The following is a 19,606-nucleotide window of genomic DNA, read 5'->3' on the forward strand; positions in this document are numbered from 1 at the left end:
GGCAAAAGTAGCAAGCTACTTTCCCGCTGCCGCTCGACTTGCATGTGTTAGGCCTGCCGCCAGCGTTCAATCTGAGCCATGATCAAACTCTTCAATTTAAGTTTGGTTGCCTATAAAGGCGGCTCAATGAATTGCTGAATTAACTGCTGCAACTTAAAAGTTGCTTTGGTCACTTCATCAGACATTGAAAATCAAAAATTGTTTTTGATGTTCGATGCTGTGAGTGCCCACACAGATTGCTTGATTCAAATTGTTAAAGAGCTGGGTCTGAAACTATAACCCTCACCAGCTTGCTTTGCAAGCCAGACCAGACGCGCACTGCGCCGTGCTGATGGAGGCGCATTATAGGGATATGATTCTCGCTGACAAGCGAAAACTCCGTGTTTTTTTGAAAAAGACGTTCAAGTGTTTAACTAACCACCAATCAGGATAAAAAGCACTCCAGCAATAACCCAAAAGAGGCCCACTCCGGCTATTTAGCGTTACCGCCTGGTATGGCCATCCCACTACAGACATGCCAAGACGGCACAGATGCAGAAACGAAAAGGGCCCCTTGGGGCCCTTCGATATCACGGGTATCTCTATATCTCAGATAGAGAAGCTGGAACCACAGCCACAGGTGGTAGTTGCATTGGGGTTGGTCACGGTGAAGCGGGAGCCTTCCAGACCTTCGGTGTAATCCACACTGCCGCCAACCAGATACTGCAGGCTCATGGGATCGATCACCATGGTGACCCCGCTCTTCTCGACCACGGTATCCCCTTCGTTGATCTTCTCATCGAAGGTGAAACCATACTGGAAACCGGAGCAGCCACCGCCCGTGATGTACACCCGCAGCTTGAGCTCGGGATTTTCTTCTTCGGTGATCAGGGTCTTCACCTTGTTGGCTGCCGCATCCGTCATCTGGATGGGCAACGGGGCTTCTGCTACTGCACTCATTACTGACCTCACAACCGTTAAATCCACAAACATGGAAACCGCGAAATTATCCAATACCCGACCATTCAGTTCAAGTATTCACCAAGCTTCTTACTGTGCGGCCGGCACCGGTGCCGGTGGAGCGACCACCAGCGGCTTGATCACCTCGCCCCATTCGGCCAGCAGCTCCTGGGCCGGTTGCCGGCCATCCTTGCTGATGGTGATCCGTACCCGGTCCGGTACAAAGCCTTCCGGCAACTGCCAGTTGCCTTCCAGCAGCTGGAAGTAACGCAGTGCATAGCGCCCCTCTCCTACCTTCATTCCCAGCTCACGGCTGCCGAGGGTTCTGGGCTTGTCACCCTGGCTTCCTTCCACCTTTATCTGTACCTGACCGCGGAACAGCTCGCGCTTCTTGGCGGGCTGGGTCAGCGCCAGCCGATAGTGATAACGGCCAGGGATACTGGTCTCCTGCAGGATGAGGTTGTCGATCACCACCCCCACCTGCTCGCCGGTGGGACGCATGATCCGCTCGAAGAAAGCCAGCTGGCGCTTCTGCTCCTGCACCTGGGCTTCCTGATCCTTGAGCGCCTGTTGCAACTGCTCGAATGCTGCCTTCTGGGTAGCCAGCAGGGTCTCCTTGATGCCGAGCTCGCTCTTGAGCTGGCCAATGGCCTTGGCCTGGCGTTCCAGCGTCTCCTGCTGAACCGTCAGCAGGCTGCTCTGGGCCAGCTCCTGGCGATTACCGACGAAATAGCCGATGAGCGCCCCCACCATCAGCACTGCCAACCACTTCATTATCTGGGACATAAGGCCTCTTTTGTTACTGCGCATACTGCGGCCACGCTCCCTTCACTATACGCGACACAAGCAGATTCAGGCCGGCAGACAAAGAGTTAACCGGCACTGGCGCCGCTTTCTCCCCGCTTTTGACGCGCCGCGAGCCGTAAAGTTCGCTCCAGGATCTGGGAATAGATGGGGCGGCCCCCCAACCACTGAGCCACCAGGGTCGCACCGACCGTGGTGATCATCATGGGCAGGATCAGCTGATAGTTGTCGGTCATCTCGGTCACCAGCACTATGCCGGTGATGGGCGCACGCACGGTGGCAGCAAACAGCGCCCCCATACCGGCGATGGCAAAGGCGCCCGGTTCGATGCCAAGTTCGGGGAAGGCCGAGTGGAACAGGTGACCAAACACCACCCCGAACAGGGTGCCCAGCGCCAGGGTCGGCGCGAATACCCCACCCGGCGCGCCGGAGCAGAAACAGACCAGAGTGGCGACCAGCCGGATGGAGAAGATGAGGAACAGGGTGGCCATCGCATACTCCCCGCCCATCAGGTGAGGGATAAGCTCGGTGCCGCCACCGGTCACCGCCGGGGCGAACAGCGACAGCACGCCGAAGGTGCCCGCCACCAGCATGCCGATGGCCACGAAGCGATGGCGCTTGTTTTGATGCAGTGCCAGATAACCATCCTGGCAGGCCAGCACCAGCTTGTTGAAGACGAACCCCAGCACGCCGAAAGCGGCCCCCATGAAGAGGAACAGCCAGAGCGCCTTGAGAGCCGGTGCATCGTAGTGAGGCAAGCTGATCACGGCCCCCTGCCCCTTCATGTTCTGCAGCATCAAGGTCGCCATGATGGCGGAGATGCCCACCGCCTTGATGGCCAGAAAGGAGTAGCGAAACTGCGGTCGCATCTCCTCCATCACGAACAGGATCCCCGCCAGCGGCGCATTGAAGGCGGCGGCCAGACCGCCGGCCGCACCGGCCGCCAACAGGGCATGGCCGTGCTCCTTCGGCAGCCGGAAGATATCCGCCACCATCTTGCCGAGGTTGCCGCCGATCTGCACCGAGGGCCCCTCCCGCCCCAGCACCATGCCGGAGCTCAGGGTGCAGATACCGCCGAAGAACTTGACCGGCAACACCCGCCACCAGCGCACCGGCCGCAGTTCGTCCATGGCCCCCTCGATCTCGGGAATGCCGGAGCCCCCCGCCTCCGGCGCAAAAGTATGGGTCAGGAAATAGCCGATCATCCCCAGTAGGGCGCTGAAACCGAAGCCGAGCAGACCGAGCTGCCACCAGGGGCGATCGGCCAGCAGATCGACACGCTGCTGCGCCAGCCAGTGGACGCCGGACTCGAACAGTCCACAGACCAGCCCGGCCAGGGTTCCGACCAGTGCCGCCAACAGCAGCACCAGTAGAGGCATCTTGTCTTGATGAATGATCCGCCGCAGGACGGGGCCACGGGGAGGCGAGAGCGGTTCGGCAGAGGATAAAGCTTGTTGCGACATGAAAAAAACCACATTCGTTTGCTGACGGAGGTGACGACATCCAGCCTGCTGCCCGGCTGCCCAGCACCGGGCCTTTCTGCTATAGTCGGCCCGTTTCATTTAACACGGGGCAGTCCTTGGCCAGGGAGTCAAGAGCGCAAGCATACTCCAGCTCCCCCCGACTGCCGAGCCGCAATCGGCCACCTGCACCTGTGTGACGACCAAAATCCCATTAAGGATGATCCATGTCAAAATCAGATCAGCTGTTTGAACAGGCCCGCCAGACCATTCCGGGCGGCGTCAACTCACCGGTCCGCGCCTTCAATGGGGTCGGCGGCACACCCCGCTTCATCGATCACGCCGATGGCGCCTACCTCTATGACGTGGACGGCCAGGCCTACGTGGATTACATCGGTTCCTGGGGCCCCATGCTGCTGGGTCACAACCACCCGGCCATCAAGGCCGCCGTCATCAAGGCCGTCGAGAAAGGGCTGAGCTACGGCGCCCCCACCGAGATCGAAGTGCTGATGGCCGAGAAGGTACGCCAGATCGTCCCCTCCATGGAGCAGGTGCGGATGGTCAACTCCGGCACCGAGGCCACCATGAGCGCCATTCGCCTGGCCCGCGGCTACACCGGCCGCGACAAGATCGTCAAGTTCGAAGGCTGCTACCACGGCCACGCCGACTCCCTGCTGGTCAAGGCCGGCTCCGGCGCCCTCACCCTGGGTCAGCCCAACAGCCCGGGCGTGCCTGCCGACTTTGCCAAGCACACTCTCACCTGTGTCTATAACGATCTGGACTCGGTACGCGAGGCCTTCAGCCAGTACGGCAGCGAGATCGCCTGCATCATCGTCGAGCCGGTGGCCGGCAACATGAACTGCATCCCGCCGGTACCTGGTTTTCTGGAAGGGCTGCGCGCCATCTGTGACGAGTTTGGCGCCCTGCTGATCCTGGATGAGGTGATGACGGGTTTTCGCGTCTCCCTGCGCGGCGCCCAAGGCCACTACAACATCGACCCGGATCTCACCACCCTCGGCAAGATCATCGGTGCCGGCATGCCGGTCGGCGCCTTCGGCGGCAAGAAGAAGGTGATGCAGCACATCGCTCCGACCGGCCCGGTCTATCAGGCAGGCACTCTTTCCGGCAACCCGGTGGCCATGGCTGCCGGCCTCACCATGCTGGATCTGCTGCTGGAGCCGGGCCTCTATGAACAGCTGAGTGCCAAGACCGCCCGGGTTGCAGAAGGGCTCAAAGCCGCCGCCGCCAAGCACGGCATCCCGCTCGCCATCAACTACGTGGGCGGCATGTTCGGCTTCTTCTTCACCGAAGAGCCAGAGATCACCCGTTACGAGCAGGTGACCCGCTGCGACATGGAGCGCTTCAAGCGCTTCTATCACCTGATGCTGGAAGAGGGCGTCTATCTGGCGCCGAGCGCCTACGAGGCGGGTTTCCTGTCGCTGGCCCACGGCGACAAGGAGATCGAACACACCCTGGCCGCCGCCGAGCGCAGCTTCGCCAAGCTGGCCGGCTAAGTAGTCGCCATCTGTCGCACAAGGGCCCTTCACGGGCCCTTTTCATCCTCCCCTCGTCATGCCCGCTGCCGGTGCAATCTGCACGTCGGCAACCGTGATTTGTCACCAAACGGTGCAACCTCCACCACAGTCGTTGTCATAAAGCAGGCCCACAATTTGCAGCCGTCAGCAAGACCCACCCTTTGTGAGCGAGGTAGGTATGGCGGAAATGAGCCCCATCGATGTGCTGCGACGCTATCAGGAGTACGAAGCCGAACTGGCCCCCCTGCTGCTGGGGCTGCTGACGGCGCCACCCGATTCACTCAAGGATTACCCCTTTATCCTGCATCAGGTGCCCAGCCGGGAACCACTCGGGATCCTGCCGCCAGTGCCGGCGCCGCAAGCCCGTTTGCATCTGATAGTGAGAGGTCATGGCCGTGAGTTGACCCTCTGCCTGAACCAGCTTATCGCCTGGTTGATGGGGGACAGGGAGCGGCGCCGGGCCATGCCCTGGTTCAAGGGGGTTTATGTGGTGCTGAGTCTGGCGCTGTTTCTGATCGTCGCGACGCTCATCTGGCACGGGCTGGAGCAGCTCTATCTGCTGCTGTGCGGAGCGCAGCAGAACCGGCTGGGGGCCTTCAGTGCCATCATCTTCCTGACCCTGGCGCTGGCGGTATTCGATCTGGGCAAGACCATTCTGGAAGAGGAGGTGCTGCTGCATAAGGACATCTTTCGCCACAGCGCCATTCGCCGCACCATTACCCGTTTCATCGCCGCCATACTGATCGCGGTCTCCATCGAGGGGCTCTTGTTGCTGTTCAAGGGATCATTAGGCCAGAGCGAACTACTCTGGCCGGCGGTGGGGGTGATGGGGTGCGCCGTGGGGCTGCTGCTGGCCCTCGGGCTCTATGTGTTTCTGGGGGCCAGGGCCGAGGCGGCGCTGGTGCAGGCTAGCCTGCGACCTCTGCCAGCCGAGGTTGTGGCGCCCGCCAAGAAACGTACCTGGTCCAGGAGGTATAGATAACGCTAAAGGCCTGCAATCACATCAATACTCCACGGCCAGCACCGGCACGCGCCGTACTGGCTAACCAGTGACGCCTGCCAGCCGGGGTTGTGGCGCCCGCCGCGCCGCCCGCCAGGAAGCGTACATGGTCCAGGAGGTATAGATGACGATGAAGGCCACCAGCCATTTGAGCATCGCCATGTCCATGGATTTGACCAGCATGGCCGCCAGCACCACGCCGACCGGACCGAAGATGGCCACCGCCAGCACAGCCTTGGCGTCGAAGGCCCCCTTGCGGATGAAGGTGCCCGCCGAGAAGACGCTGAGCACGGCAGTGGAGCCCATCATGATGGGGAAGGCCGCCAGCGGGTTCATGCCGAGCAGATAGACCAGGGTCATGCAGGGGGCGAACAGGCCGATGCCCACGTTCATCAGCACACCAAAGAGGAAGTTGCCGGCGAGCGCTATCCCGAGCTTGTAACCGGTCAGCCCCATGGCATCGCCACCAAGGGGGAAGAGCCCCAGCAGGCCGGCGAAGATGAGGCCAGCCACCACCAGCAGGGAGACCGCCATCACCAGCCGGATGGTCTGGCGATCGAACGAGGCGACGTGGCGCGCCCCCCAGGCCGCGCCGGCAGCGGCGGCCACCATCATGCCGATGAGGGTGAGCGGATCTACCTGCACGGCGCCGATGAAGATCAGCGACTGGGTGACCGTCGGCAACACGCACTGGCCGTTGAGGGTGCCCGGCAGCAGCCGATCGTCGATCAGCTTGAACTGCTTGTAGCAGGCGGTCTTCACCGCGAAGCTGCCGACCCCCAGGGTATCGAGAAAATTGGCGACAAAACCGATGGCCGCCACCGGCCAGAAGGGGGTCGACTCCAGCTCACCCTGTTGCCGCTTGTGCCACCAGGCCCGTACCAGCATGAAGATGAAAGCCAGCGCACAGATGATGAATATCAGGCGCAAAAGATTAATTAACATACAGAGTTCTCCAGCAACGGGCGGCGATTCTAAGGCAGCAAAAATAAAAAATCTTGGCCCTGATCAAGCATTCATCCCTTGCAAACGATTCCTTGGAGAAACTCTTGTTAGGCACGCCCGAACGAATCTGCTAATACTTCTCTATGAGGGCCAGCAGGCCTGGGGCTGCCGGTGGTAGTCATGGTCATTTCGCGACGACCACAGTCACCGGCTGGAAGTAGACAAAAAGAAGGCCGGTATGCACCGACCTTCTTTTTTTATTGCTGACTCGCCGGCGTTTTGCTCGCCAGCCACTGCCAGCCCGGCAGGCGGGGCAGCCGCCGGGCGATCCAGCCGATCAGCGCATCCGACAGCCCGGTCGACAGCAGCAGCGGCAGGCAGAGCAGGGTCAAGGAGAGGGCGCCGACATAGACATCCGTCAGCCAGTGGGCGCCGGAGAGGATGCGGGGCGCCGAGAACAACGGCACCATCAGCAGCGCCGTCACCCCGGCCCAGCGCGGCAGATAGCGCAGGGCAAAACCGGCGAAGATCATCAGGAACAGGGCGTGATCGCCGGGGAAGCTGTCGCTGGACGAATCCTTGGTCGGGATCCCGCTGAGCTGGGTGACCCGCAGTGCATCCGCCACCATCAGGGTCGGGCTGGGTCGACTGACAGGCAGCAGATGGCCAAACTGGTTGATCACCAGGGCCCCCAGCAACATGACACACCCCATGGCCACCAACCGGCGACGCCCCTGCTCGTCCGCACGCCAGAAGCAGCGGGAGAGGATAAGCCCCATGCAGGTCAACACCGCCAGATCGAACAACCGGTTGTTGGTCACCGCCACCAGATCGGCCCACCATTGGGCCTGACCCAGCCAGCCATTGACCAGATGGAAGACGACGAGATCCCACTGATCCCAGGGGCCGTGATCGGGCAGAGCAGCCCAGCTGACGGCGATGAGACCACCCAACAGATAACAGGGTATAAATTTGCGCATACGGACTCTCCTCCCCGAAAAATGGGGCCGTATTTTAGAACATAAGAAGCGTGACGTGAATCACACAAATGAGGGAGGAAGCAAAGTTCATGGGGAAAACAGAGCGGTAGAGAGGGCTCCATTTAAGCCCCCCCCCCTGGAATGTTCCGATCCAGATGGCGGGCTTGGCCGTCCCCGACCTTGCGGCTAGTATGGAGCTCTTCCCTTTCGCGAGATGAACAGCAATATGCGCAGCTACCTCAGGATGATGCTGTTTGCCCTTGGCCTGCTGGCCGGTGTGCAGATCCCGGGTCTGATCGACCTCTACTACCAGCGGCTGGATGCCCGGCTGCAACAGGCCAGCCTCAGCCTTGCCCCCTTTCAGGAGACGGCAGACCAGCACTTCGACGGCGATCTGACGGCCCTGGTCAACCACTACCGCACCAACCCGGATCCGGTCTTCGCCAAGGATGCGGCCAGCCTGCAACTGCTGGTCAGCCAGCGTCAGACCCTGCAGCAGGAGAGCGTCTACAAGGATGCTCCCTGGTACCGACAGCTCTCCCACCTGCTGCTGCGCGCCGAGCCCCAGCTCTGGCAGGATACCCTACAAAACTACAGCTATGTGGTACCGCTCAAGCAAGCCGCCATCGTCTGCGGCATGGCGGCGGGGTTGCTCGCGGCCCTTGTCGGCGATCTGCTGCTCGGCCTTCTGCTGCTGCCGTTTCGCCAGCGCCAGCCCAGGGTACGCTACGGCCAGCGCTGATCCCTCAGCCAGTCCCCGCCAACAACAAGGGGGCCCGCGGCCCCCTTGTCGTCTCTTGCTCTCCCCTACAGCTCGTAGGGCAAGCGCGATTCGCTGACCAGCCGGTTGAGCGCCTTCACCACCTCGGGATCGAACTGACTGCCTGAGCGCGACATGATGTACTCCATGGTCTGGGCCAGCGACCAGGGCTCCTTGTAGGGGCGCTTGCTGAGCAGGGCGTCGAACACGTCGACCACCGCCACGATACGGGCCGACAGCGGGATCTGCTCGCCGGCCAGCTGCTCCGGGTAACCCTTGCCATCGAAGTGCTCATGGTGGCCACGGGCGATCTCGGCCCCCAGCGACAGATAACTGGTCCCCTCCACCATCTCCCCCGCCTTGTGCAATATGCTGGCGCCGATGTCCGCATGCTGCTCCATGATGGCCCGCTCGTCCGGCTCGAACCGCCCCGGCTTGTGCAGGATGTGGTCCGGCGTGCCCACCTTGCCCACGTCATGCAGTATGCTGGCCATGCCGATCATGTCGACGAAGCCGGGGGTCAGCTCGTCGGGATAGGCTCCCGCCTGTTGCAGCTCGGCCACGATGGCATCGGAGAGCTTCTGCACCCGCAGCACGTGATCGCCGGTATCCGAATCGCGAAACTCCGCCAGCGCCGCCAGCGCCACCACGGTTGCCTCCTGGGCGCGCAGCAGCTGGTTGTAGAGATAGAGGTTGTCATACGCCGCAGAGATCCGCTGGCAAAACACGTCCAGCAGATCGCACTCGAGCGGGTCGAGCGGCTGGGTAGGGGTGAAGTTGAGCACGAACTCGCGCCCGTTCTGGGCGGCGATGTAAAGCGCATCCTGGGGATGCTCGAAGCGGTTGCAGCGATTGGCCAGCGCACTCATCACAGAGTCATGCAGAGCCGGGAAGGTAGTGAGCGGCACGTCACTCAGCAGGGATTCATAGTCGCCGGTAGCGGCCAGGATCTCCAGCTCCTGCGAGCCGGGTCGGCGCTCGGCGCAGATGGCCCCCTCGGTGCCCACATCGAGAATGGCGCTGATCTGCTTGAGCACGCCGGAGGCAAACTCCCGCAGCGAATGCAGGTGATAGAGATCCCCCGCCCCCTCCAGTATCTTGCCGAGCCCCTGCCGGCTCTTGTCGATGGCGCAGAGGGTCTCGTAGGAGCGCAGGGAGGCGATGACGGTGGTGTAGAGCTTCTGCACCGTCAGCTCGGTCTTGGTCTTGTAGTCGTTGATGTCGTAGTCGAGGATCACCCGCTGCTCGGGGGCCTGCCCGGGCTGGCCGGTGCGCAGCACGATGCGGACCAGGCCGTTCTTCATCTCGTTGCGGATCTGGTGCACCAACCGCAGGCCGGCGTCCTCGGTCTCCATCACCACGTCGAGCAGGATCAGGGCGATGCGCGGGTTGGCCTGCAGCATGCGGGCAGCCTCGGCACCGCTGTAGGCGTTGAGCAGGGCTAGCGGGCGGGATTTGTACTGAATGTTGGAGAGTGCCAGCCGGGTGGCATGATGAATGTCCGGTTCGTCATCGACGATCAGCACCTGCCAGGGGTTAGCCATCCTGGTCACCACGGCCTCATCGTCATCCAGCTCGATGATATCGTCATCCAGCCAGATCTCGTCCTTGTCTTGGGCACTGCTCATATCGTTCACGCCTCCAGGCGCTGCATGAGGGTACAGACAGTATGTACCATCAGGCCGCGATGGATCACAAGCCCCGCGCGATCCGCCTGCCACCATCCATGAGCAGAAGACTCACTCGAACGGTTCGAGATAGGCCTGGATCGCCTTGCGCAGCCAGGCCAGCACCCTGCCATGATAGGCATTTTCCGATAGATAGACGCCGTAGTCCCGCCACTGCAGGCTGAACTTGTGCTTGAGGGTGAGCAGGGAGCCTTGGCGCAGCTGACTCTGGATCAGCGGCGACGGCAGCACGGCCCAGCCGAGGCCGTCGAGCACCGCATCGCGCATCAGCTCGAAACTCGACAACCCGATGTGGTGGCCGCCGATGGGCAGCAGGCTCTTGACCGAGAATTCATCCACGTAGGAGAGGGTGACCTGGGTGTGGCCGGTCAGATCCTGCTGCAGTACCCGCTTCAAGCTGGCCAGCGGGTGGCTCGGCGCCACCACCATCAGGGTGCGGATCGGGTTGAGCACCTCGATGTTGAGTCCGCTGCGCTCCTGCTCCTCGGTGATGAGGCCGAAAGCTGCGTCGACAAACCCCTCCTCCACCAGGGCGGGCAGCTCGGGCGGCGAGGCCAGCACCAGCGAGATGCTGGTACCGGGAAACCGGTGACGCAGCTGGCCCAGCATCTCCCGCCACACCGCTTCGGGAATGGCGTCATCCCGCGCCACCCGCAGCGCCACCTCGGCGCCGGAGGCGTAATGTTCGCACTTGAGCTTGAGACTGTTGGCCGCCTGCAGCAGCCGCTTGCAGTCGTCCAGCACCTGCTCGCCGATCTCGGTCAACCGACTCTGGTTGGCCCCTCGTTCAAAAAGTTCGACGCCAAGCTCCACCTCCAGTGCCGCTATCGCCGTACTGACCGCGCTGCGACTCTTGCCAAGCCGGCGCGCCGTGTTGGCGATGGAGCCGCTACTGGCTGATTCCACAAAGAGTTGTATCTGGTAGAGCTTCATGATCCGGGTCGAGAGCTGGGTATCCGATATTCACCTTACCTCGCCCGCTTCTGCCAAGGCAAACTGTCAGCGTCTGAATTGTCGACGCTCAGCGATTCCAGCCTCCCGCCATGCGGCGACTATCATGGCCCCGTCGCAGCAACAAAAGGACATTTTATGTTATTCAATCGCATGCTCCTGGCCCGCATCTTCCTGACGGGCGCCATCCTGACCGAGGTCGCCGGCACCTCCAGCATGGCCATGATCCCGGAGAACGAAGCCGGCTGGCTCAACTACCTGCCCATGTGGCTGCTCATCTCCTTCTCCTATCTGTTGTTGGCCAAAGCCGCTAAAACAATCTCCATTGGCATTGCCTTCGCGCTCTGGGAGGGGCTGGGGATCGCGCTGATCACCGTCGTCTCCGTGCTGTTCCTCGACTACCAGCTGAATGCTCAGGAGTTGATCGGACTGGCGCTGGCCATAGTGGGGATTGTTCTGGTGACGATGGGCGAGCGCCACGATGAACCGGCCGTTCGCACACCCCGTGCCAACGAGGAGGCCGTATGCACCCGCTGATGATAGTGCTGGGCGCGGCCTTGCTGGATATCGGCGCCAACATGGCGATCAACCGTTCGGTCGGTTTTCGTCACAAGGGGTGGGGATTCCTCGGCATCCTGCTGGTGCTGTGTGCCTTCACCCTGCTGTCGGAAGCGGTCAGCACCGGCAAGATCGATCTGGCCGTGGCCTACGCCACCTGGGGCGCCATCGGCATCCTGGGCACCGCCCTCGGCGGCCTGCTGCTGTTTGGCGAGCGACTCAAGCCCATCGGCTGGGTCGGCATGCTGGTGATGGCCGTCGCGGTCACCCTGCTCACCACCGCCTGATCCCGAGAATGCATCCATGAAAAGCAGCCGCCCGGCACACCGGGCGGCTGCTTGCTTTTGGGCATGGCGTCATGACGGCGAACGCCCCGTCACCAGGCTTCGTAAAGCTCCAGCGGCAGGCCGTCGGGGTCGGCGAAGAAGGTAAAGCGGCGGCCGGTCAGCTCGTCCACCCGCACCGGCTCCACCTCGACGCCATGGCCCTGTAGATGGGCGATGACCCGGTCGAGATCCGAGACCCGAAAGGCCAGGTGGCGCAAGCCGCACGCCTCCGGCCGGGAGGGGCGCGGGGGCGGCGCCGGGAAGCTGAACAGCTCCAGCTGGCTGCCGTCCGGCAGTGCCAGATCCAGCTTCCACGACTGGCGCTCGGCCCGCAGCGTCTCGGCGATGATGGGCAGCCCCAGCACCTGATGGTAGAAGTGGCGCGAGCGCGCATAGTCGCTGGCGATGATGGCCACGTGGTGGATGGCATCGAACAGGGGAAGGCTCATGAGCACTCCGGGCAGACGGGCAGCCAGGGCTGCCCGCCGCGGTCAGTTGAAGAAACCGTTGAACCAGTTGTCCAGCGCATTGACCGGGCTGGACACCGGAGTGGCACAGCTCATGGGCTCGGCCAGCCCGGCCAGCTTGGCCGGCACCTGCAGACTGCCGGGGCAGTCGCTGGCAACTCGGGCGCCGCTGGTGCGAGAGAAGCTGGCCCAGCTCACCCCCTGCGGCATGTTCATGGCCAGGCTGTTGACCCCGCGCTGGCTCATGTAGCCGCTGAACAGCTGCAGGGCGCCGCTGGCACCGGTCAGGCCGGCCGGGGTGTTGTCGTCGCGACCAACCCAGATGCTGACCAGCTCGTTGTTGTCGAGGCCGGTGAACCAGGAGTCGCGCAGCTCGTTGGTAGTGCCCGTCTTGGCCGCCATGGTGGCGCCAGGGAACTTGGCACCAAGCGCCCGCGCCGTGCCCTGGCTCACCGTCTTGGTCATGGCGAACAGGGTCAGCCAGCTGGCCTGCTCGTCGGTCACCCGCTTGGCCGCCTCATCATGCTGATAGAGCTTGCTGCCGTCGCTGTTGACCACGGCCCGGATCGCCGACAGCGGCTGGGTCAGCCCCTGGTTGGCGATGGGCAGGTACATCTGGTTCACCTCCATCGGCGAGAGGGCCACCGCCCCCAGCACCAGCGACGGATAGGGCTGGATCTCCTGCTCCACCCCCAGCTTGTGCAGGGTGTCCACCACCTTGTCCAGCCCCACCTGCAGACCCAGATTGACGGTCGGCACGTTGAGGGAGCTGGCCAGCGCATCCATCAGCGGCACGCTCTGACGGAACTTGCGGTCGTAGTTTTGCGGGGTCCAGATCTGGCCATCCTTGCCGCGAATGCGGATCGGCTGATCCTTGAGCGGCGTGCCCAGAGTCAGGCCGTTGGAGAGGCCGGTCAGGTAGACCGCCGGCTTGACCAGCGAGCCTATCTGGCGGCGGGCATCCAGCGCCCGGTTGAAGCCGGCGTAGCGCGGATCCCGGCCACCCACCATGGCCACCACCTCGCCCTTGTGCCAGTCGGAGACCACCATGGCCGCCTCCAGCTTCTTCTTGCCGCGCTGCTTCTCGATGGTGGCCAGACCCGACTCCACCGCCTGCTCGGCGGCATGCTGGGCGATGGGATCCAGACTGGTGAAGATCTTGAGGCCGGACTGCTTGAGCAGATCCGGGCCGAAGCGGCTCTGGATCTCCCGCTTGAGCAGCCCCATGAAGGCCGGGGTTCGGCCATAACTCATCTGGCCGCGGGTAATGATGCCGAGCGGCTGCTTGCTGGCCAGTTCATACTCGGCCGGCTGCAGGCTGCCGTGATCCATCAGCAGCTTGAGCACCAGATCACGGCGCGCCTTGGCCCGCTCCGGGAAGCGCCAGGGATCGTAATAGGAGGGGCCCTTCACCATACCCACCAGCAGGGCCACCTGATCGATGTCCAGCTCGTTGACCGGAATGCCGAAGTAGAAGTAGGAGGCGAGCCCGAAGCCATAGACCCCCTGGGAGAAGTTCTGCCCCAGATAGACCTCGTTGAGGTAGGCTTCCAGGATCTCGTCCTTGCTGTAGCGATAGTCGATCAGCACCGCCATGTAGGCTTCCTGGGCCTTGCGCCACAGGCTGCGTTCCCGGGTCAGGAAGAAGTTCTTGGCCAGCTGCTGGGTCAGGGTACTGCCCCCCTGCACGGTGCGCCCCGCCAGCAGGTTGGCCGCCATGGCGCGCATGATGGCCACCGGCGAGACGCCGCCGTGCTGGTAGAAGTCCCGATCCTCGGTGGTGAGCAAGGTCACCAGCAGGCTGTCCGGCACCTCGGCGAGGCGCACCAGCAGGCGATCCTCCCGATCCTCGGTGTTGAGGCGATCGAGCAGCACAGGGTCCATCTGGGCGTAACCGAGCTGACGCTGATTCTCCAGCGACTGGATCCCCTCCAGCCGCGAGCCGTTGAAGGTGAGGCGCAGGCCGCGGGCGCCGTCGGCCCCGTCATGGAAGGCAAACGGCCGGCGAACAAGCTCGATGCGGTTGCCGCTCACCGCATACTCGCCCGGGGAGTGGGGCTGGCGCACCTGCTTGTAGCTCAGCATGTTGAGCTCGCGCAGCATCTGGGTCTGGGAGAGGCGCTGGCTGGGATAGAGCTCCAGCGGCCGGCTGTAGACCATCACTGGCAACTGCCACTTCTCGCCGTCGAAGCGTTCACGCACCTTGGTATCCAGGTAGATGCCAAACACCACCATGAGGGCCGCTCCCACCAGGGAGAGCTTGAAGCCCAGCCAGAACAGCGTGCGCCAGATGGTGCGTTTGGGCGCGGCCTTCTTGGGAGTGCGCTTGCGTCGTTGCGTTGCCATAAATCCTCTTTGCTTCTCTTTCTACTTATGTTGTCGCATTCGCGAACGTCCGATCGGGCCTGACCAATCGAACAGGGATCCTGAGTTTCATTTCGCCAGACATTCGCCAGACCAAGGGATGCCCCTCATCCCCAACCCTTCTCCCATCTCGTTGAAAAAAGCAGAGGAAAAGGGCGCAAACACCAAGCTCGATCGGTTCCCTCTCTCTGGGAGAGCATCAGGGTGAGGGGCGTCTGCTGGCGCTGGGCTTCGCCATGCCCGGCAGCAATCTACAACCCCATCTTCTTCTTGGTGACCCGGGTCGGCATCGCCTCCAGCGGATTGTCCGGCCAGTAGTGGCGGGGGTAGCGTCCCTTCATCTCTTTTTTCACCAGCTCGTAGGAGCCGGCCCAGAAAGCGGCCAGATCGGCGGTGATCTGCAGCGGCCGCTGGGCCGGGGAGAGCAGCTCCACCACCAGCGCCACCCGGCCGTCAGCCACGCACGGAGTCGTGGCCTGGCCGAACATCTCCTGGATGCGCACCGGGATCACCGGCGCCTGACCCGGCTGATAGCGGATCCGCACCCGACTGCCGGTCGGCGCGGTGAAGTGGCCGGGCAGCGCCTCGTCCAGCCGTCTTGGCAATGGCCAGGGCAGAGACTGGCGCAGGATGTCGGCAAGGTCGAGCTTTTTCAACTGCTCCAGCCGGGTCATGCCGCTCACCGCCGGCAGCAGCCACAGTTCCAGATTGGCCAGCAGGCTCGCCTCGTCCATGGCCGGCCACCCCTCGTCAGGCAGCCAGTCGGCGGCGCAACGCAAGCGGGCCAGCAGCCCCTCGCTGGCATCATCCCAAGGCAGCACATGCAGCCCCTTGCGGCGGATCCCCTGCAACAGGCAGCGCCCCTTCTGTTCATCGGAGAGATCGGTCAGCGGCCGCTGGCTCAGCACCAGCTCGCCGATCACCTGCTGGCGTTCGGCCCGCACCCGCTCCTCGCGCTCGTCCCAATCGAACCACTGGCGCTCGCCGACCAGCTCGGGCAGCTGGCGCACCAGCTCATCCAGCTCCACCGGCTCGGCGATGAAGATGCGACTGCCACGCTCGTTCTGGCCCATCTCGATGGCAATGAGTGCCCCCTGCCCCTGACAGGGGTGACCTTCTACCAGATCGCAGCTCACCCCGCCACTGAGCTGATAACGGCTGCCGCTGCGCAGCTTGCCGATGCGATCGGGCCAGGCGAGGGCACACAGCAGCCCCAGCCATTGCCCCTGTGCACTGGTGGGGCGAGCGCCGAGCCGCTCGAACCAGCGGGCCGCACCCTGGCGCAGGGGCCCCTGGCGACGGTGAAACAGAACTGAGAGGCGCTCCGATCCTCGCAGATCTTCTTCCAGCAGCGCCACCAGGAAAGCCGCATCGGCGACAATCCCTGTCAGACCCTCGGCCTCCAGCTCGCGCGCGCGCAGCAGCATGCGGGCAAGCCGGGGATGGGTACCGAAGGCCGCCATGGCGCGGCCGGCCGGGGTAAGTTGTTGCTCACCCTCCGGCTTCATGGCGCCGAGGCTCACCAGCAGCCGCTGGGCGCTGGCCACGGCGGCGGCCGGCGGCATGTCCAGCAGCGGCAGATCTTCGACCTTGGCCCCCCACTGGGCAGCGTCCAGCAGCAGGCCGGTCAGCTCCTGGGTGAGGATGTCGGGGGGGCTCTGCTCGGCGAGGCGCTCCTGCACCTCGCTGCTCCAGAGCCGGTAGCAGACGCCGGGGCCGAGACGACCGGCGCGCCCCGCCCGCTGGGTGGCGGAGGCTTTGGCGATGGGGCGGGTCTCCAGCCGGGTGACGCCACTCTTGAGGTCGAAGGAGGCGCGCCGCTCCAGCCCGCTGTCGACCACCACCGAGATCCCCTCGATGGTAAGGGAGGTCTCCGCCACATTGGTGGTGAGCACCAGCTTACGGCGCCCAGCAGGCGCAGGCTCGATGGCCGCCTGCTGGGCCGCCATGTCGAGGCGGCCGTAGAGGGGGGCGAGGGTCACCTCGTCCGGCAGCCGCCCTTCCAGCCACTGCGCCAGCCGCTCGATCTCCCCCTGCCCCGGCAGAAACACCAGCAGGCTGCCGGCGTGGGCGGCCAGCGCCTCCAGCACCACGGCGCCGACCTGGGGCTCCAGCCACTGCTGGCGATTGGCGGGGCGGTAGTGGTAGTCGATGGGAAAACCGCGCCCCTCGGAGCGCACCACAGGTGCCTCCGGCAGCAGCGCCTCGAGCGCCATGCCGTCCAGGGTGGCGGACATCACCAAGAGCTTGAGGTCATCGCGCAGCCCCTGCTGGCTCTCGATGGCGAAGGCCAGCGCGGTATCGGCGTGCAGGCTCCGCTCGTGGAACTCATCGAAGATGACCAGGGAGACGCCGGTGAGTTCGGGATCCTGCTGCAGCATCCGGGTCAGCACCCCCTCGGTGACGATCTCGAGCCGGGTAGCTGAACTGGTGCGGCTCTCGCCGCGTACCCGCAGGCCAATGCGCTCGCCCACCTTCTCCCCGAGCTGGCGCGCCAGAAAGCCCGCTATGTTGCGCGCCGCCAGACGTCTGGGCTCCAGCATGATGATGCGACCGGGCAACCGGTGCTGGCGCACCAGCTCCAGCGGCAGCAGGGTCGATTTGCCCGCGCCGGGGGGCGCCTGCAGGATCACGCTGGCATGGTTGTCGATGGCGGCAAAGAGTGCGGGCAGCACCGACACTATGGGGAGGGAAGACAAAGGGATCAGCACCTTCTTGTTGCAAGCCGTAAAACGGCGCCTATTCTGCCACAGCCTGCCCGGCCACCGTGAGTGGATGTCGGCCAGCGAGACAGGAGCGGACGGCTGCCATAGAATGGGCCACCCGTCCGCATCAAAGAGGCACCCTCACCCGAATGGCCAAACTCTTCTTTGCCCTGCCCGCCGAGGCGCTGGCCGCCGATATCGTCGCCTGGCGCGATCAACTGCCCTGGCCGGGCCAGCCGGTCCCCGCCGCCAACCTCCACCTGACGCTGGCCTTCCTCGGCGAAGCGGACGAGGCCACCACCGCACAGCTGATGGCCGCCGTCGAGCGCCAGCACTGTCCGCCGCTCACCATAACGCTCAATGAAACCGGCTGGTTCGGCCGCGCCAAGGCCGCCTGGATTGGCCCGAAAGAGTGGCCCAACGAGCTGACCGTGCTGGCCAGGGCGCTGCGCCGCCACGGCGAGAAGCTGGGGCTTGGCAACGGCGAGCAGGGCTATCGCCCTCACGTCACCCTGTCGCGCAAGGCGAGCGAGCCACCGGCACTGCTGCCCGCCCCCGATTTCGTGCTGCGGGCCGACCGCTTCTGCCTCTATCAATCCATCTCGACCCCGGACGGGGTGCGCTACGAGCCCCTCGCCTGCTGGCCGCTGCGGGCCAGAGAGAAGATGGCATCCTGACCGGCTGCCATGCCCAGACTCATCGATTAAGAGAGCCATACCATGATCTTCGATCCCCCCCTGCAATCCGGGCAGCTGGTCGCCCGCTACAAGCGCTTTCTGACCGACGTGCGGCTCGACAACGGCGAGGTGATCACCATCCACTGCGCCAATACCGGCGCCATGACCGGCTGCGCCGAGCCGGGTACCCGGGTCTGGTACTCCACATCAAGCAACCCCAAGCGCAAGCTGCCCCACAGCTGGGAGATCGCCGAGAGCCCGGCCGGTCACTTCATCTGCGTCAACACGGCCCGCGCCAACCAGCTGGCCCGGGAGCTGATCGAGCAGGATGCCCTCGCCCCGCTGCGCGGCTATGCCCGGCTGCGCACCGAGGTGAAATACGGCGAAGAGAACAGTCGCATCGATCTGCTGCTGGAGGACGACCACCTGCCTGCCTGTTATATCGAGGTGAAATCGGTGACCCTGCTCGACGAGCGGGAGCAAGCCGGCATGGGCTACTTCCCCGATGCGGTCACCACCCGTGGCGCCAAGCACTTGCGTGAATTAATGGCCATGAAGGCGGCAGGGCACAGAGCCGTGCTGTTATTTATGGTTTTGCACTCCGGAATCGTGAGAATGCGCCCGGCAGCGCATATAGATCCGCACTATAGTCTGCTTATTGAGCAAGCAATTGCGGCAGGGGTTGAAATTTTATGCTATCGACCCCATGTTGGGGTGCAGAGCATGGTGGCACAAGATTTTATCCCGTTTGAATCTTGTCACCTGCTACCCGAGGGCAGCGAATAAATGTTGGAGTGGGTAACATTATTGGTACGGCTTGTTTGCCTCCAAGTTACCCTTCTGCTATAGATGTCGCCCTCAATTTATGGATGGCACGGGTAGCGTGCTGAATTAGGAGACAGGGCATGCCAACAGGCGAAAACAGGAAATCTCTGGGCCCCCTGGCCATTGCGGGTGTGGCGCCTTACCAGGAAAAACCGGGTGAGGAGTACATGAATGACCAACAAAAGGCACATTTTCGCAAGATCCTGGGAGCCTGGCGCAACCAACTGATGCAGGAAGTTGACCGCACCGTTGACCACATGAAGGATGAGGCTGCCAACTTTCCGGATCCAGTGGATCGCGCCGCGCAGGAAGAAGAGTTCGCGCTGGAACTGCGTACCCGCGACCGCGAGCGCAAGCTGATCAAGAAGATCGAGAAGACCTTGCTGCTGCTCGAAGACGACGACTTCGGTTACTGCGAACACTGCGGCATCGAGATCGGCATCCGCCGTCTGGAAGCCCGTCCGACCGCCGACCTCTGCGTTGACTGCAAGACGCTGGCCGAGATCAAGGAAAAACAGATGGCCGGTTGATACCGACCTCTGGCATGACACAAAAAAGGGAGCTCGCGGGCTCCCTTTTTTATTGAGCTTTTGGCCGGGTCGTCCCAGAATGCTGCCTCAAT

General features: G+C 63.3%; 18 protein-coding genes and 1 rRNA gene. 8 read left to right on the forward strand and 11 right to left on the reverse strand.

The genetic code is table 11. The features are described from left to right. From ACB031_RS20550 to clcA, 4 genes are all read right to left on the reverse strand, one after another. Window positions 1-98, reverse strand: a 16S ribosomal RNA gene (locus tag ACB031_RS20550); the annotation flags it as partial. 490 nt (window positions 99-588) lie between these two features. Further along, entirely contained in the window at window positions 589-939 is a 351-nt protein-coding gene (erpA, locus tag ACB031_RS20555) for an iron-sulfur cluster insertion protein ErpA (RefSeq protein WP_005304404.1), read from the reverse strand. 90 nt (window positions 940-1,029) lie between these two features. Further along, the gene (locus tag ACB031_RS20560) at window positions 1,030-1,725 is read right to left on the reverse strand and encodes a DUF6776 family protein (RefSeq protein ID WP_371140150.1); all 696 of its coding nucleotides are present in this window, start codon (window positions 1,723-1,725) and stop codon (window positions 1,030-1,032) included. Between the two features lie 86 nt (window positions 1,726-1,811). Continuing rightward, window positions 1,812-3,206 (reverse strand): H(+)/Cl(-) exchange transporter ClcA, encoded by a 1,395-nt coding sequence (clcA, locus tag ACB031_RS20565; protein WP_368205172.1) that lies wholly within the window; start codon window positions 3,204-3,206, stop codon window positions 1,812-1,814. Window positions 3,207-3,430: 224 nt separating this feature from the next. Here clcA and hemL point away from each other — a divergent pair, with 224 nt between their 5' ends. Further along, window positions 3,431-4,717, forward strand: coding sequence for a glutamate-1-semialdehyde 2,1-aminomutase (gene hemL, locus ACB031_RS20570; protein WP_017780537.1), 1,287 nt, complete (start codon window positions 3,431-3,433; stop codon window positions 4,715-4,717). A gap of 199 nt (window positions 4,718-4,916) precedes the next feature. After that, window positions 4,917-5,720: a hypothetical protein gene (locus tag ACB031_RS20575; RefSeq protein ID WP_371140151.1), complete on the forward strand. Its 804-nt coding sequence runs from the start codon at window positions 4,917-4,919 to the stop codon at window positions 5,718-5,720. Window positions 5,721-5,780: 60 nt separating this feature from the next. On the opposite strand, the gene ACB031_RS20580 is transcribed toward ACB031_RS20575, so the two are convergent. Together ACB031_RS20580 and ACB031_RS20585 are read right to left on the reverse strand one after the other, a co-directional pair. Next, window positions 5,781-6,683, reverse strand: coding sequence for a sulfite exporter TauE/SafE family protein (locus ACB031_RS20580; protein WP_017787641.1), 903 nt, complete (start codon window positions 6,681-6,683; stop codon window positions 5,781-5,783). Window positions 6,684-6,940: 257 nt separating this feature from the next. Next, entirely contained in the window at window positions 6,941-7,663 is a 723-nt protein-coding gene (locus tag ACB031_RS20585) for a phosphatase PAP2 family protein (protein ID WP_371140152.1), read from the reverse strand. A gap of 214 nt (window positions 7,664-7,877) precedes the next feature. Between ACB031_RS20585 and ACB031_RS20590 the strand changes: the two genes are divergently transcribed. Continuing rightward, window positions 7,878-8,405 (forward strand): DUF2937 family protein, encoded by a 528-nt coding sequence (locus tag ACB031_RS20590; protein WP_019839291.1) that lies wholly within the window; start codon window positions 7,878-7,880, stop codon window positions 8,403-8,405. Between the two features lie 65 nt (window positions 8,406-8,470). On the opposite strand, the gene ACB031_RS20595 is transcribed toward ACB031_RS20590, so the two are convergent. Beyond that, window positions 8,471-10,051, reverse strand: coding sequence for a response regulator (locus ACB031_RS20595; RefSeq protein ID WP_017766313.1), 1,581 nt, complete (start codon window positions 10,049-10,051; stop codon window positions 8,471-8,473). A gap of 111 nt (window positions 10,052-10,162) precedes the next feature. Next, a complete protein-coding gene (locus ACB031_RS20600; protein ID WP_005304434.1) occupies window positions 10,163-11,044 on the reverse strand; it encodes a LysR family transcriptional regulator in 882 nt (293 codons plus the stop codon). 156 nt (window positions 11,045-11,200) lie between these two features. Here ACB031_RS20600 and ACB031_RS20605 point away from each other — a divergent pair, with 156 nt between their 5' ends. Together ACB031_RS20605 and ACB031_RS20610 are read left to right on the forward strand one after the other, a co-directional pair. After that, window positions 11,201-11,599, forward strand: coding sequence for an SMR family transporter (locus tag ACB031_RS20605; RefSeq protein WP_017787639.1), 399 nt, complete (start codon window positions 11,201-11,203; stop codon window positions 11,597-11,599). Next, window positions 11,587-11,907, forward strand: a complete 321-nt coding sequence (locus ACB031_RS20610; protein ID WP_005304440.1) for an SMR family transporter — start codon at window positions 11,587-11,589, stop codon at window positions 11,905-11,907. Before ACB031_RS20605 ends, ACB031_RS20610 begins: the two co-directional genes overlap by 13 nt. An 89-nt stretch (window positions 11,908-11,996) precedes the next feature. Here the strand turns inward: ACB031_RS20610 and ACB031_RS20615 are convergent, their stop codons facing one another. The 3 genes from ACB031_RS20615 to hrpB all read right to left on the reverse strand — a co-directional run bounded on the left by ACB031_RS20615 (window position 11,997) and on the right by hrpB (window position 17,476). Next, window positions 11,997-12,395 (reverse strand): VOC family protein, encoded by a 399-nt coding sequence (locus tag ACB031_RS20615; RefSeq protein WP_019839294.1) that lies wholly within the window; start codon window positions 12,393-12,395, stop codon window positions 11,997-11,999. A 42-nt stretch (window positions 12,396-12,437) separates the two neighbouring features. Beyond that, window positions 12,438-14,759: a penicillin-binding protein 1B gene (gene mrcB / locus ACB031_RS20620; protein ID WP_371140153.1), complete on the reverse strand. Its 2,322-nt coding sequence runs from the start codon at window positions 14,757-14,759 to the stop codon at window positions 12,438-12,440. A 269-nt stretch (window positions 14,760-15,028) separates the two neighbouring features. Then, window positions 15,029-17,476: an ATP-dependent helicase HrpB gene (gene hrpB, locus ACB031_RS20625; RefSeq protein ID WP_371140154.1), complete on the reverse strand. Its 2,448-nt coding sequence runs from the start codon at window positions 17,474-17,476 to the stop codon at window positions 15,029-15,031. A 155-nt stretch (window positions 17,477-17,631) separates the two neighbouring features. Between hrpB and thpR the strand changes: the two genes are divergently transcribed. From thpR to dksA, 3 genes are all read left to right on the forward strand, one after another. Further along, complete coding sequence (gene thpR / locus ACB031_RS20630) at window positions 17,632-18,159, forward strand: RNA 2',3'-cyclic phosphodiesterase (protein ID WP_371140155.1); 528 nt, start codon at window positions 17,632-17,634, stop codon at window positions 18,157-18,159. A gap of 42 nt (window positions 18,160-18,201) precedes the next feature. Next, a complete protein-coding gene (gene sfsA, locus ACB031_RS20635) occupies window positions 18,202-18,945 on the forward strand; it encodes a DNA/RNA nuclease SfsA (RefSeq protein WP_017780529.1) in 744 nt (247 codons plus the stop codon). Between the two features lie 119 nt (window positions 18,946-19,064). Further along, a complete protein-coding gene (gene dksA / locus ACB031_RS20640) occupies window positions 19,065-19,514 on the forward strand; it encodes an RNA polymerase-binding protein DksA (protein WP_005304459.1) in 450 nt (149 codons plus the stop codon). Window positions 19,515-19,606: the final 92 nt, after the last annotated feature.

This window comes from Aeromonas sp. S8(2024), from assembly GCF_041403085.1.
Classification (GTDB): Bacteria; Pseudomonadota; Gammaproteobacteria; order Enterobacterales; family Aeromonadaceae; genus Aeromonas; species Aeromonas dhakensis.